This is a genomic window from Brachybacterium sp. AG952 (assembly GCF_004362645.1).
Classification (GTDB): Bacteria; Actinomycetota; Actinomycetes; order Actinomycetales; family Dermabacteraceae; genus Brachybacterium; species Brachybacterium conglomeratum.
The window spans coordinates 112,642-126,271 of the sequence record NZ_SNXV01000002.1; the positions used below are offsets into that span (position 1 = coordinate 112,642).

The following is a 13,630-nucleotide window of genomic DNA, read 5'->3' on the forward strand; positions in this document are numbered from 1 at the left end:
CGAGGTGCCGACCTGCCGTACGGCCGGGCGGGCCGTGCTCTCAGAGTGCGGGCTCAGCCGGGGATCACCTAGGCGGAAGGGCCGCCGTGATCGTTCCGTGACCGAGGATTCCGGGACGCGGGACGGACCGGGCGGCAGGGCGGGCCCGCCGCCTAGCGTCGGCCCGACGGCATCCGCCGAGCCCTCCGCAGTGTCGCGGGAGCACTCCGCTCCGCCCCTCGGCGGACGACCTCGAGGAGACGATCCCGCCCGTGACCCCATCGACGACCCCGCTGCCGACCGACGACCTCTCCTCGGAGCGCTTCGCGCGGCATGCCGCCGCCACGCTCCGACGCGGGGTTGGCCGGCGGCAGATGCTGCAGGTCGCCGCGGCCCTGGGGGCGGGCGGCGCGCTGATGTCGGCCTGCGCCCCGTCGTCCGGGGAGCCCGCGACCGGGGATCCGACGCCGCCCTCCGGGTCCGGGCAGATCCTGCAGCCGGGGAGAGGGGAAATCCCAGGCGACCACTACCTCGGTTCGGAGACGGACCAGGTGATGTGGGGCTATGTGCCCAGCGTCCACTCCGATCCGGTGCTGACCGTCGGCTCCGGCGAGACCGTGACGATCGATGCGGTCTCCCATGAGGGGATCCTCGAGGACCAGGGCCGGGACCCGCTGGAGTTCTTCGGCGCGCACGGCGTGGAGGCCGGCTCGGTGCTCGAGGACGCGATCGCGATCGCCGCCGACTACGACCGCACCGCCCGCGACTTCGCCGCCGACGGCCCTCACGTGGTCACCGGGCCCATCGCCGTCGAGGGCGCCGAGGTCGGCGACGTCTTGAAGATCGAGACCCTCGAGGCGGTCCCCCGCGTCCCCTACGGCGTGGTCTCCAGCCGGCACGGCAAGGGAGCGCTCGCGCTCACCGCCGACGGCGCCGCGCCGGAGGGTGCGTCCCTCGAGCAGGTGATGCCGGCGGCGTCGACGGACGGCCGGGGTACGGCCGACCCCATGGCCTGGGGCAACGTCTCGGTGTTCACCCCGATCGAGGACGGCCACGGCGTGATGGCCTTCGACGGTGGGGCGGCCAGGTTCCCGCTGAGGCCCTTCATGGGCATGATGGGCGTCGCCCGCGCCGAGGCCTCCTCCCCCACGGACCCCTCCGCCAACTCGATCCCGCCGACCCTCGGGGGCGGCAACATCGACATCCGGCTGCTGGGCCCCGGCTCCACGTTCTACCTGCCGGTGCACGCCCCCGGCGCCCTGTTCTACGTCGGCGACCCGCACCATGCGATGGGCGACGGGGAGGTGGCGCTGACCGCTATGGAGGGCTCGCTGCGCGGCACCTTCCGTCTGACGGTGTGCAAGGAGGGCGAGGGGGACGCGCCGCGGATCGCGCACCGCTATCCCTTCGCGGAGACCGCCGACGCGTGGATCCCGATCGGGCTGTCCGATCCCGACGGGTCGGTCGACGGCCAGGGCAGCGACCTCGACGTCGCGCTGCGCACGGCCGTCGTCAACGCGCTGGAGTTCCTGGAGCAGGAGCTCGGCATGGACCGCGCGATCGCCTACGCCTATCTCTCCGCCGCCGCGGACTTCACGATCTCCCAGGTCGTGGACCGCACCGTCGGGGTGCACGGGATCATCGCCAAGAGCCACTTCGCCTGAGACGCGGGACGGCCCGGGCTATCGCTGGGGATCGCCCGGGCCGTCGGGGTGCTGCGGGGCCGGGTCGCTCAGCCCTCCAGCAGCGCGTCGACGAAGCCGTGCGGGTCGAAGGGCGTGAGGTCGTCCATGCCCTCGCCGAGTCCGACCATCTTCACGGGCACGCCGAGCTCGCGCTGGACGTTGACGACGATGCCGCCCTTGGCGGTGCCGTCGAGCTTGGTGAGCACGATGCCGGTGATGTTCACGGCCTCGGAGAACACCCTCGCCTGCTGCATGCCGTTCTGGCCGGTGGTGGCGTCGATGACGAGCAGCACCTCGGCGACCTCGTCGCCGTGCAGGCCCTTCTCGGCGACCCGGCGCACCTTGCCGAGCTCGTCCATCAGGCCCTTCTTGTTCTGCAGGCGGCCGGCGGTGTCGATGATGACCACGTCGACCTCCTGCTCGATGCCCTTCTTCACGGCGTCGAAGGCGACGGCGGCGGGGTCGGCGCCGTCGCGGTCGGCGCGGACGGTGTCCACGCCGACCCGGGAGCCCCAGGTCTCGAGCTGGTCGGCGGCGGCGGCGCGGAAGGTGTCGGCCGCGCCGAGCACGACGGTGCGGTCCGCGGCGACGAGCACGCGGGCGAGCTTGCCGACGGTGGTGGTCTTGCCGGTGCCGTTGACGCCGACCATGAGCAGCACGGAGGGGACCTCGGTGCCGTCCTCGGCGGTGCGGCGGGTCGCGGCGAGGCGGCGGTCCAGGTCCGGGTCCACGAGCGCGACGAGCTCCTCGCGCAGCACCTCGCGCACGGCGGCCACGTCGTCGGTGCCGAGCACCTGGATGCGTCGCTTGAGGTTCTCGAGCATCTCGTCGGTCGCGGCCGGGCCGAGGTCGGCCATCAGCAGCGTCTCCTCGATCTCGTCCCAGGTCTCCTCGTCGACCGTGGAGCGGGTGAGGAGGGTGAGGATGCCGCGGCCGAGGGCGCCGGAGCGGGAGAGCCGCTCGCGCAGGCGCAGCATGCGGCTCTCGGGTGCCTCGGGGGTCTCGATGACGGGGCCGGCGGGGGCGGTCGTGGTGGCGTCCTCGGCGGGAGCCTCGGGCTGCGCGGTCCCGGCCGGTGCGGTCTCCGTTGGAGCGGTCTCCGTCGGAGCGGCGGCGTCGGTCCCGGAGGTGTCGGATTCCGCTGTGCCGGGCTCCGCAGTGCCGGGACCGGCTGTGTCGGCCGGTGCCGTCCCGGCGGGGGCGTCGGCGGGTGCGGACGCGGCGGGGGCCTCGGGCGCCTCCTGATCGAAGGGGACGTCCTCGGCGGCGGGGGCGGTCTTCTCGGCGGGAGCGGCGCCGTCCGGCGCCTGCTCGCCCGCGGCGGGCCGCTCGGCGGTCTTCGGGGCCGGGGCGGAGAGGGTGTCGGCCCAGGTCGGGGCGGCGGGTCGCTCCTTGACCGCGGTCGCGGTGCCGGTGGTGGAGCCGGGCTCGCTCCTCGAGGAGTCCTCACCGCCACGCTGCTCGTCGCGGTCCTTCGAGGAGGACGAGCGGCCGCGGCTGCGGATGTAGGCCCAGGCACCGACGCCGAGCACGACGACACCACCGCCGCCTCCGGCGATCAGGGCGAGTAGGGCATCGGGATCCACGGGTCACCTCCGAGGTCGGGGAAGCCGGCGATGCGGCGAGGACAGCTGCCAGTCTAGGGCCGTCGCCGGGCCGTCCCTGCGTGAGTCCCGGATCCGGGCGCGACCTGCATCGCCGGAGCCCGACGGACGGGGCGGGGTCAGCCGCGACCGGTGCGGGAGGTGTGGCGCGGATGCTCCGCGGCCGTGCCGTCCTCGTCCTCGCGCGGGAGGCGCAGATGGGGCATCGCGACGACTGCCAGGATCACCACGGCCAGGACAACGGCGAGGATCAGGAAGAGCACGACGACGAAGGGCAGCTGCATGCCCATATTGTGCACCGACGACGGCGCGGTCCCCGGGAGCGTCCTGGACGGCGCGTCACCGGGGACCGCGGGGATCGACGGGCCTGCACGGCCCGCCGATCGCAGGGCTCAGCCGAGGCCCGGGAACCAGATCCCGATCTCGCGCTCGGCGGACTCCTCGGAGTCGGAGCCGTGGACGAGGTTCTGGATGACGGGGAGGTCCTGCTCGCAGGCGAGGTCGCCGCGGATGGTGCCGGGCGCGGCCTCGGTGGGGTTGGTGGCGCCGGCGAGGGAGCGGAAGCCCTTGATGACGTTCACGCCCTCGACGACGAGCGCGACGAGCGGGGCGGCGCCCATGTACTCCACGAGGCCGGGGTAGAAGGGCTTGCCCTCGTGCTCGGCGTAGTGGGCGGCGAGCTCCTCGTCGGTGGCGGTGCGCTGGGCGAGGGCGACGATGTCGTAGCCCTTCGCCTCGATGCGGCGGAGGATCTCGCCGCGCAGGCTGCGCTGGACGGCGTCGGGCTTGAGCAGGACGAGAGTGCGCTGTGCGGTCATGGGATCAGGGTACCCACAGGTCAGCCGTGGTCATGTCAGCGCTCGTCCGTCCCGTCGGAGTCCAGCAGCCGCGCGTCCACGGCGTCCTTCTCGCGGTCCAGCTGGCGGCCCTTGACGATGCCGTAGGCGAGCATGGCGGCGAAGCCGAGGCCGATCACCCACATCGCAGAGACCTGGAGGCCGAGCAGGATCGCCGGGATCTGGAGGGCGAGGGCCAGCCAGTACGCCCAGGCCCCGCGGCTGAGCAGTCCCCCGTTCAGCAGCAGGGCGATCGCGGTGACGAGTCCCCAGGTCCAGGTCAGGGCCCGGTCGTCGGGGGCGAGCTGATGGGCGACGAGCACCGCGAAGAAGACGACGAGCGCCTCGCACACGAGCACCGTCGCGGTGATCATCCGCTGTGCGCCGTGGGAGCGGGTGGAGGGGGTGAGGTCGAGGTCCATCTCTCTCACACCTCCTCGGGGACGCCGAGCAGGTCGCGGACCTCGGCGGCGAGGGTGACGGACCCGGCGACGACCACGCCGCCGAACTGGTCGCCGTCGGCCTCGGCGAGGTCGACCGCGATCTGGATCGCATCGGGCAGGCTCTCCTGCTCGAGCACCCGGTCCTCGTCCTCGAAGATCTCGCGGGCGATGTCGGCCAGGCGGTCCGCGGGGATCGCGCGGGGGGAGCTGGAGCGGGTGATGACCACGGCGTCCAGCAGCGGCTCGAGCACCTCGAGGATGTCGTCGGCCTCCTTCTCCTGGAGGATGCCGACCACGCCGATGGTGCGGGTGAAGCGGAAGTTCTCGCGCACGGTCTGGACGAGGGTCAGGGCGCCGGCGGGGTTGTGCGCGGCGTCCAGCAGCACCGTCGGCGCCTGGCGCACCACCTCGGCGCGCCCCGGGGAGGTGACGCTCGACAGCGCCGCCTGCAGCAGCTCGCCGTCCAGCGGGGAGGTGCCGCCGCCCAGCAGCGCCTCTGCGGCGGCGACGGCGAGCAGGGCGTTGCGGGCCTGGTGCTCGCCGAGGAGGGAGAGGAAAACCCCCTCGTAGCGGCCGGCGATCCCCTGCAGCGAGAGCATCTGCCCGCCGACGCCCGGGGTGCGGGCGAGCACGCCGATCTGCTGCCCCTCGACGGAGGCCTCCGCGCCGAGCTCCGCCACGCGCTCGCGCAGCACGTCGGCGGCGTCCTGGTAGGGCTGCTCGGCGAGGACCGCGATCGCCTCGGAGGTGAGGATCCCGGCCTTCTCCCCCGCGATCTCGGCGATCGTGTCGCCGAGGTACTCCTGGTGGTCCAGGGAGACCGGGGTGATCACGGCGACGTCGGGGTCGACCGCGCCGGTCGCGTCCCAGGTGCCGCCGAGGCCGGTCTCGACCACGGCGACGTCCACGGGGGCGGAGGCGAAGGCCTGGAAGGCCATCGCGGTGAGGTACTCGAAGTAGGTCAGCGGCGGGCCGCCGGCGGCCTGCGACTCGGCGTCGACGATCTGTGCGAAGGGCTCGACGTCGCGATAGGCCTGGAGGAAGCCCTCCTCGTCGATGGGTGCGCCGTCGATCGCGATCCGCTCGGTGGGCGAGTGGAGGTGGGGGCTCGTGGTGCGGCCCGTACGCAGCCCGGCCTCGCGCAGGATCCGCTCGAGGATCCGCGCGGTGGTGGTCTTGCCGTTGGTGCCGGCGATGCGGATCGAGCGGTAGGAGTTCTGGGGGTCGCCCATCAGCTCCATCACCCGGCGGATCCGGCTGAGGTCCGGCTCGATGCGGTTCTCCGGGGCGCGCTCGAGGAGCGCGGCATAGACCTCCCGCAGCTCGGGGGACATCGCCGGACGGGAGGAACCCGGGCGGGGAGAACTGGGCACTGCGGCTCCTGGGTGCGGGGCGGGACGGGCCGGATCAGTGTACGAGGGGCGCCTGGGACCCGGAGACCGGACGACCCCGGGCGCGGGCAGCCGGGGATCGGGCGAGCGGGGCCCGGGCGACCGCTCCTCCCCACGTCGCGGTCGTCCACAGCCCGGCTCTCCCCCGCTCGTGCTCGACCGCGGCCTCCCTAGCCTGACCGCGAGCGCCGGCGCCGTCGGGGCGGAGGACGCCGATCCACGGGCTCGGCTGGGCGAGGAGACGGGAGGGACGGCATGGGGGACGGAGCCGACGCGATGCTCGGCATGGACACGGACCGATGCCGCCTGCAGGCCGACAGTCTGGAGGCGGCCGCCGACCGGCTCGCGGGGCTGCGCGAGAGGGTCGACGACGCCGTCGGCGCCGCGACCTGGCACGGCCCGGACGCCGACGCCTTCCGGCTCCGCTGGTCCCTGCTGTCCCAGGGCCGTCTGCGCGAGGCCGGCGAGCTCCTGGATCTCCTCGCCCGCCGGCTCCGCGTCGAGGCCGTGGCGCAGGAGCGCGCGTCGGCGGCCGACGGGCACGGCGTGGCCTCCTCGGGCCGTGCGCTCGCCCCCGCCGGAGCAGGAGGACGTCTCCTCGCGGGTCCCTCCGCCGCGGCGTCCCTCCCCCTCCTCGGCGCTCCCGCATCCGCCGCCCTCGTCTCCGACGCCCTCGGCGCCGGGGTCGCGCTCGGCACCGCGGAGCTCACGGGCGTCGTGGTCGGGCTCGGCGGCGACCCGGACGGGATCGACCGGGTCCAGGACGAGCTCGGACACCTCGGCGGGATGTTCGAGGACTGGGCGGCGGGCGGGGACGCCCCCGCCCTCGCCCGGCTCGGCGCGAGCACCCTCCTCCTCAGCGGCGCGATCGCGCTCGCACCGGTGGAGACCGTGACCGATACCGGTCTCCTCGACCCACGCACCGACGTCACCGTGCACGCCGTGGTGGAGGTCCCCTCGAGCACGGCTCCGCGCGGCCTCGCCGACCTCGTCGCGGCGAACGACGAGGCCCGCCGTCCGCTCGCAGGCGTCCCCGGCGACGCCGACAGGGACGGTGCCGCGGCGGGGCGGGTGCGGATCCAGACCGTGCGCAGCCGGGACGGGGGTGAGGCGTACATCGTCCATGCCCCGCCGACCGGGGGCGCGCCGATCTGGGATCCCGACTCCTGGGGGCCGCAGGGGAACTCCGCCGGCTGGGACTCGAACCTGCGGACCATGGCCGGGCAGGAGTCCGCGGCGATGGCCGACATCCGCACGGCGATGGCCGCGGCAGGGGTCCCCGACGGGGCGCGGGTGATGGTCGTGGGCCATTCGCAGGGCGGGCTGACAGCCGCGCATCTGGCGGCGGACCCCGGCGTCAACCGGGCCGACGGAGCACCGGGCAGCTACGACATCACCCACAGCTTCTCGGTCGGGTCCCCGGTGGGGACGGTGGTGCCGGCGCAGGCCTCGACCAGCACGGTCAACGTCTCGCACAGCTCGGCGCTCGAGCCGTCCCTGCTGCTGCGGCATCCCGCGACCTGGCCGGCGCCGCTGCGGATCGCCGATCCGGTGCCGCTGCTGGACCTGGCCGGGTACCGGATCGACGGCAGCCGCGTCTCCTCCCCCGCTGTCCGCGAGGTGGTGCTCGAGGCGCCGGCTCCCGCTCTCGGCGGGGCCTCCCCGCTCGAGAACGCCCATGAGTCGGTGCTGCGCACGGAGCAGGGCGTGGACCCGACCGGCGGCTATCACGGCAGCCTGCAGGCAGGGTCCGGGACCGACCCTGTGCTCGCCGCGCTGCAGGAGGACCTGGAGGGGACCTATGTCGGCGACGGGGTCACGGTCGTGGAGGACGTCGTGGTCGTGGTGGGTCGGAAGGACCTGCGGTGAGCGCGAGGCAGGGCCGGGTCCCGCGGGCGGAGGACCCGGGCGGGCGCCTCGGGCCCCGGCTCAGGTCAGCCCGTATCTCGCGTAGAGCGCGCTCGCGCCCACCTGCTCCAGTCGGTAGTCCTCGACGGCCATGTCCGGCTCGAGGTCCCTGGCCGTGAACTCCTCGACACCGGCGAGCAAGCCCATGATCCCGCCGACGGAGATGTTCCCCTCGGTCTCGTCCCCCTCGTGCAGGGTCGTGACGACCGCGCGCATCGCGTCGTCGTAGATCGTGAACGCGTCCCTGCGCTCCTCGGCCCCGAGATCGATCCGGCCGTGCAGGAGTCGACGGAAGGTGCCGTTCATGCCGCTCTCGATCTCGCACCCGGCCACGCCCTCGACCTCGAGCACCGCCGTGGTGACTCGACGGACCCGCCCGCTGCCGCCGCAGCCGGCGAGCGGGCCGACAGCGAGTGTCCCCGCCGCCAGGAGCATGGTGCGTCGCCTCGTGATGCCGGCCATGACCTCCCCTTCCCCTGTCCTCGATCCCCACAGGGTGCCATCCGGCGAGGCCGGTGTCAGGACCCTGCGGGCAGTGAGGCCGACGACGGAGAGGCGGCCGGAGACAGGGGCGCTGAGGCGCATGGGGCGACGAGCGGCCCTCCGCTCAGGCGACCTTCCAGCGGTAGACGAAGGCGGCGACGGCGTCGCGCTTGATCGGCTCGTAAGGGCGGAAGGTGCCGTCGGACCATCCGGTGGAGTAGCCGTTCACAGCCATCCAGGTGATCTCGTCGTAGAAGACCTCCGAGCCCCGGTGCACGTCCGTGAAGGGGGACCGGGTCGGGCCCGTGAACGCGGGCGCACCGGCGGCACGGTGGAGGAACGCGGCCATGGCGTCGCGCTTGATCGGCTCGTAGGGGCGGAAGGTGCCGTCGGGCCAGCCCTGCGCGAGCCCCACCGAGTGAGCCCAGGTGATCTCCTTGTAGAAGATCGTGTCCTTCGAGTTCACGTCCTTGAAGGGCGAGACCTTCGGCGGGGTGAACGCGGGCGAGCCCGCCGCCCGGTACAGGAAGGCGATCACGGCGTCGCGCTTGATCTGGTCGTAGGGGCGGTAGACGGCGCTCGCGCCGCTCCCCCACCCCGTGGAGTAGCCCATGTGCTTCATCCAGGCGATCTCGGTGAAGAAGATCGTGGTGTCGTAGGGGACGTCCGCGAAGGGGTCCGCGGGCTTCTTCCCGAGCGGCGCGGCGACCGGGTACCGCGAGGTGCTCGCGCCCGTCGGGGAGCCGAACCACTGCGAGTACAGGCGGTAGAAGTTGCGGCTGCCGTAGGTGGCGCAGACGTCGTCGGCCACGGCCGCGGAGCCCGCGTCGAGGGTCGCCTGGGTGGGGGTGAAGGGGGTGTAGTTGTACAGCGCGGCGGTGGCCCGGTTCGAGATGGTCACCTTCCCGTAGCCGCAGAAGGCGAAGGGGCTGTACTGGATGTCGTAGGCGCGGCCCGCCTGGTAGCGGTAGCCGCGAGCCGGGTCGCCGTACGCCTGCAGGCGCACTCCGGCGTTGTAGATCTGCTGGGCGAAGCCAGCGTACTTCGGGTCGCAGGTCTGGAAGTCGGGGCAGCCGAAGCCGAGCGCCTCCCGCAGCATCTTCGGGGTCGCATTGCGCGTGGTGACCAGGCCCTGCTCCTTCTGGAGCATGGTCAGCAGCACCTTGGGGCTGATGCTGCAGGCGCGGGCGACGTCCGCGATGATCGTCCCGGCGCTCGCCGCCTTCTTCGCGGGGATCGCGGCGCAGTAGGCGTCCTTCGACCGCTGCGGGGTGTCCATCCGGAGGTCCTTGAGGCAGTCGGCGCCGTCGGTGCCGCGGGTGCAGCTCGCGCCCTTCTGGTCGAGGAACGCGTCGACCTGCGCGGCGGTCATGGAGGTGCCCGCGAACATCTGCGCATCGCTGATGAGGGTGCCGGGGACGAAGCCGCCGAGGCCGGCGGGCGGGGTGCGGGCCTCGGAGCCGGGGGCCGCGCCGAGGACGCCGGCGGACGCGATCAGCACGGCGAGCACGAGGAGCGCGAGACGCCGACGAGCCCGCGTCGGAGCGGTCGTCGAGGAGGACCGGGCGGGGACGGGCGTGGACATGCGCTCTCCTGGGGATGGGGGATCCCCAGCTGGATCCCTCACCATGATACGTCCGACAGTCGCCCAGAAACCTGCCCTGACCAGCCGATACGCAGTCGTGACCCGAACCGGGCCGTAAATCGTCACGAAGCGGGCGAACCGACGTCCACCGCTGTGATCGGGACGCGCGGGAGGGCCGACGGGACAGCCCGGGCGAGCAGTCGGGACGGCGCGGGCGGGCTGCCAGGACCGCGCGGGAGGGCCGACGGGGCGGCGCTCCTCGCGCCGCCCCGTCCCGCCTCAGGCCCGCTGCACCGAGACGGTGACGGTGCCGCCGGTGACCTTCTCGCGCGCCTCGTGCGCGCCCTCGGCGGGCCGCGCGGGGACCTCGAGCTCGAGCGCGAGGACCTCCCCGGCGACCAGCTCGCGGTGGGCGGCGACCGCGGCGACGACGGGCTCGTCGCCGTCCACCGTCAGGCGGATCCGGTCGGAGATGTCCAGCCCCGCCTCACGGCGCGCGGACTGGATCGCGCGGACCACGTCACGGGCGGTGCCCTCCGCCTCGAGCTCGTCGGTGAGACGGATGTCGAGGGCGAGGAAGTCGCCGCCGCGCAGCACGCCGACGGTACGGCCCTCGAGCGCAGCGCTCTCACCGGCGACGAGGTCGAGGGAGTACTCGCCCTCCTCGAGCGCGATCCCGCCGGAGGTGACGGTGCCGTCCTCGGCCACGGACCAGTCCCCGGTCTTGGAGCCCTTGATCGCGCCCTGCATCTGCTTGCCCAGCCGCGGCCCGGCGGCGCGGGCATTGACGGTGAGCTTCTGCTCCACGCCCATGCCCTGCGCCTCCTCGCTGGTGACGTCCAGCAGGCGCACGTGCTTCACGTTCAGCTCGTCGGCGATGATCGCCGTGAACGGCTCGAGCGAGGCGGGGTCGTGGTGGACGACGGTCAGCTCGGCGAGCGGAAGGCGGGCGCGCAGGCCCTCCTTCTTGCGCAGCGCGTTGCCGGCGCTGGCGATCGCGCGCACGTCGTCCATCTGGGCGACGAGCTGCTCGTCGCGGGGGAAGAGGGAGTCGTCGGGCCAGTCGGTCAGGTGCACGGAGCGGCCGCCGGTGAGCTCCTTCCAGATCTCCTCGGTGACCATCGGCAGCAGCGGCGCGGCGACCTGCAGCAGGGTCTCCAGGCAGGTGGCCAGCACGTCGATGGCCTGCGCATCGCCCTCCCAGAAGCGGTCCCGGGAGCGGCGCACGTACCAGTTGGTGAGCATGTCCAGGTGGTCCTGGATCTGCTCGGCGGCGTCGGCGATCGCGAGCTCGCGGAAGGAGGCCCGCACCCCGCGCACCAGCTCGCCGGTGCGGGAGAGGAGGTAGCGGTCCATCACGTCGGTGGACTCGTGCCGGGCGGCGCCGCGGTGCCCCGTCGGCCGGCCGGAGGCGTCCTTCTCCCCCGCCGCGTTGGCGTACAGCGCCAGGAAGTACCAGACGTTCCACAGCGGCAGCACGACCTGGCGCGTGGCGTCGCGGATCTTCGGCTCGTCCACGACCAGGTTGCCGCCGCGCAGGATCGGCGAGGACATGAGGAACCAGCGCATCGCGTCGGCGCCGTACTTGTCGAACATCTCGCGCACGTCGGGGTAGTTGCGCAGCGACTTGGACATCTTCTGCCCGTCCTCGCCGAGGACGATGCCGTGGCAGATGACGGAGGTGAAGGCGGGCCGGTCGAACAGCGCGGTGGACAGCACGTGCATGACGTAGAACCAGCCGCGGGTCTGCCCGATGTACTCCACGATGAAGTCCGCGGGGTTGTGGCCCTCGAACCAGTCGTGGTTCTCGAAGGGGTAGTGCACCTGCGCGAAGGGCATGGAGCCGGAGTCGAACCAGACGTCGAAAACGTCGGTGACGCGGCGCATCGTGGACGTCCCGGTGGGATCGTCGGGGTTCGGGCGGGTGAGCTCGTCGATGTAGGGGCGGTGGAGGTTGACCTCGCCGTGCTCGTCGCGCGGGAGTGTGCCGAAGGCCTCCTCGATCTCGGCGAGGGAGCCGTAGACCTCGACGCGCGGGTGGTCGGGGTCGTCGCTCTTCCACACCGGGATCGGGGTGCCCCAGTAGCGGTTGCGGGAGACGGCCCAGTCGCGGGCGCCCTCGAGCCACTTGCCGAACTGGCCGTGCTTGACGTTGCCGGGCACCCAGTCGATCTGCTCGTTGAGCTCGAGCATCCGCTCGCGCTGGTCGGCGACCTTCACGTACCAGGAGGAGACGGCCTTGTAGATCAACGGGTTCCGGCAGCGCCAGCAGTGCGGGTAGGAGTGCACGTAGCTGGTCTCGCGCAGCAGGCGGCCCTCGCGCTGGAGGTTGCGGATGATCGGGCGGTTCGCCTCGAACACCTGCAGACCGGCGATCTCGTCGAGCTCGGTGCCGCGGAAGTAGTCGTGGAACTGCGCGCCCTCGTCGACGGAGACGATGACGGGGATGCCGTAGGCGGCGTTGACCTGCTGGTCGACCTCGCCGTAGGCGGTGGCCTGATGGACCACGCCGGTGCCGTCGTCGGTGGAGACGTAGTCGGCGACGGTGACGATCCAGGCGTTCTCGGTGCCCCACTTGGCGCGGTCCTCGGAGTAGACCGTCCACAGCGGCTGGTAGGTCATGTGCTCGAGCTCGTTGCCCGCGTAGCGGCGCTCCTCGATCGCGGCGACGGCGTCCTCGGCGCTCTCGTAGCCGAGCTCCTTGGCGTGCGCGCCGACGAGCGCGGCGGCCAGCAGGTAGCGGCCCTCGCCCGCGGCGGCGCCGTCGGCGGCACCGAGCGGGCCGGCCGGCAGCACCGCGTACTCGAGCTCGGGGCCGACGGCGAGGGAGAAGTTGGTGGGCAGGGTCCAGGGCGTGGTCGTCCAGGCGAGCGCCTTCACGCCCGCCAGGCCCAGCTGCTCGGCCTTCTCGCCGGTGAAGGGGAAGGTGACGGTGACGGTCTGGTCCTGGCGCTCCTGGTAGACGTCGTCGTCCATCCGCAGCTCGTGGGCGGACAGCGGCGTCTGGTCCTTCCAGCAGTACGGGAGGACGTAGTAGCCCTCGTAGGCGCGGCCCTTGTCGTGCAGGGTCTTGAACGCCCACAGCACCGACTCCATGAAGGTGACGTCGAGGGTCTTGTAGTCGTTCTCGAAGTCGACCCAGCGGGCCTGGCGGGTGACGTACTCCTCCCACTCCTTCGTGTACTTCAGCACGGAGGCGCGGGCGGCGTTGTTGAAGGCCTGCAGGCCCATGTCCTCGATCTCGGACTTCTCGGTCATCCCGAGCTCCCGCATCGCCTCCAGCTCGGCGGGCAGGCCGTGGGTGTCCCAGCCGAAGCGGCGGTCGACCTTCAGCCCGTCCATGGTGCGGAAGCGCGGCACGACGTCCTTGACGAAGCCCGTGAGCAGGTGGCCGTAGTGGGGCAGGCCGTTGGCGAAGGGCGGGCCGTCGTAGAAGACGAACTCGTCGGCGCCCTCGCGCTGGGCGATGGACGCGCGGAAGGTGTCGTCGGTGCGCCAGAACTCCTGGATCGCGTTCTCGAGCGCGGGCAGGTGCGGCGAGGGGACGAGCGGGTCTCCGGAGACCGGGTAGACCATGGGACAACCTCCGAGGCGGAACAGGGGCGGCGGGCGGGCGGACTGCTGCCCGAGGACGCTCCCGGCGCGGGCCGGCGGCGCGGTACCACCTCGGTTGACGCCGCGCGCGCCGGCGCTGCCGACGCGGGGGCCTCCCCTCG

10 protein-coding genes are annotated in these 13,630 nt (G+C 73.0%); 2 read left to right on the top strand and 8 right to left on the bottom strand.

Annotated features, from left to right (window positions below; genetic code table 11):
• The first annotated feature begins 251 nt into the window (after positions 1–251).
• On the top strand, positions 252–1,643 hold the full coding sequence (locus DEU31_RS05975) for an acetamidase/formamidase family protein (RefSeq protein WP_133676464.1): 1,392 nt from the start codon (positions 252–254) through the stop codon (positions 1,641–1,643).
• Between the two features lie 68 nt (positions 1,644–1,711).
• Here DEU31_RS05975 and ftsY read toward each other — a convergent pair whose 3' ends face one another.
• The 5 genes from ftsY to DEU31_RS05995 all read right to left on the bottom strand — a co-directional run bounded on the left by ftsY (position 1,712) and on the right by DEU31_RS05995 (position 5,881).
• The gene (ftsY, locus tag DEU31_RS05980; protein ID WP_133676466.1) at positions 1,712–3,250 is read right to left on the bottom strand and encodes a signal recognition particle-docking protein FtsY; all 1,539 of its coding nucleotides are present in this window, start codon (positions 3,248–3,250) and stop codon (positions 1,712–1,714) included.
• 137 nt (positions 3,251–3,387) lie between these two features.
• Positions 3,388–3,552 carry a hypothetical protein gene (locus DEU31_RS16750; protein WP_159419648.1) on the bottom strand — a complete coding sequence of 55 codons (165 nt, stop codon included), beginning with the start codon at positions 3,550–3,552 and terminating at the stop codon, positions 3,388–3,390.
• 108 nt (positions 3,553–3,660) lie between these two features.
• The gene (ndk, locus tag DEU31_RS05985; protein WP_133676468.1) at positions 3,661–4,086 is read right to left on the bottom strand and encodes a nucleoside-diphosphate kinase; all 426 of its coding nucleotides are present in this window, start codon (positions 4,084–4,086) and stop codon (positions 3,661–3,663) included.
• A 35-nt stretch (positions 4,087–4,121) separates the two neighbouring features.
• Complete coding sequence (locus DEU31_RS05990; RefSeq protein ID WP_133676470.1) at positions 4,122–4,526, bottom strand: DUF4233 domain-containing protein; 405 nt, start codon at positions 4,524–4,526, stop codon at positions 4,122–4,124.
• A gap of 5 nt (positions 4,527–4,531) precedes the next feature.
• Entirely contained in the window at positions 4,532–5,881 is a 1,350-nt protein-coding gene (locus tag DEU31_RS05995) for a folylpolyglutamate synthase/dihydrofolate synthase family protein (protein ID WP_166649420.1), read from the bottom strand.
• A gap of 312 nt (positions 5,882–6,193) precedes the next feature.
• On the opposite strand from DEU31_RS05995, the gene DEU31_RS06000 reads away from it, so the two are divergent.
• Positions 6,194–7,807: a hypothetical protein gene (locus DEU31_RS06000; RefSeq protein WP_133676474.1), complete on the top strand. Its 1,614-nt coding sequence runs from the start codon at positions 6,194–6,196 to the stop codon at positions 7,805–7,807.
• A 60-nt stretch (positions 7,808–7,867) separates the two neighbouring features.
• Here DEU31_RS06000 and DEU31_RS06005 read toward each other — a convergent pair whose 3' ends face one another.
• From DEU31_RS06005 to ileS, 3 genes are all read right to left on the bottom strand, one after another.
• Positions 7,868–8,308, bottom strand: coding sequence for a hypothetical protein (locus DEU31_RS06005; protein WP_010551323.1), 441 nt, complete (start codon positions 8,306–8,308; stop codon positions 7,868–7,870).
• 145 nt (positions 8,309–8,453) lie between these two features.
• A complete protein-coding gene (locus DEU31_RS06010; RefSeq protein WP_133676475.1) occupies positions 8,454–9,914 on the bottom strand; it encodes an S-layer homology domain-containing protein in 1,461 nt (486 codons plus the stop codon).
• Positions 9,915–10,193: 279 nt separating this feature from the next.
• Positions 10,194–13,490 carry an isoleucine--tRNA ligase gene (ileS, locus tag DEU31_RS06015; protein WP_133676477.1) on the bottom strand — a complete coding sequence of 1,099 codons (3,297 nt, stop codon included), beginning with the start codon at positions 13,488–13,490 and terminating at the stop codon, positions 10,194–10,196.
• Between the last annotated feature and the right edge of the window lie 140 nt (positions 13,491–13,630).

Coding starts and splice junctions, on each gene's coding strand:
- DEU31_RS16750 (WP_159419648.1), bottom strand. CDS start 3,552: ATGCAGCTGCCCTTCGTCGTCGTGCTCTTCCTGATCCTCGCCGTTGTC.
- ndk (WP_133676468.1), bottom strand. CDS start 4,086: ATGACCGCACAGCGCACTCTCGTCCTGCTCAAGCCCGACGCCGTCCAG.
- DEU31_RS05990 (WP_133676470.1), bottom strand. CDS start 4,526: ATGGACCTCGACCTCACCCCCTCCACCCGCTCCCACGGCGCACAGCGG.
- DEU31_RS05995 (WP_166649420.1), bottom strand. CDS start 5,881: ATGTCCCCCGAGCTGCGGGAGGTCTATGCCGCGCTCCTCGAGCGCGCC.
- DEU31_RS06000 (WP_133676474.1), top strand. CDS start 6,194: ATGGGGGACGGAGCCGACGCGATGCTCGGCATGGACACGGACCGATGC.
- DEU31_RS06005 (WP_010551323.1), bottom strand. CDS start 8,308: ATGGCCGGCATCACGAGGCGACGCACCATGCTCCTGGCGGCGGGGACA.
- DEU31_RS06010 (WP_133676475.1), bottom strand. CDS start 9,914: ATGTCCACGCCCGTCCCCGCCCGGTCCTCCTCGACGACCGCTCCGACG.
- ileS (WP_133676477.1), bottom strand. CDS start 13,490: ATGGTCTACCCGGTCTCCGGAGACCCGCTCGTCCCCTCGCCGCACCTG.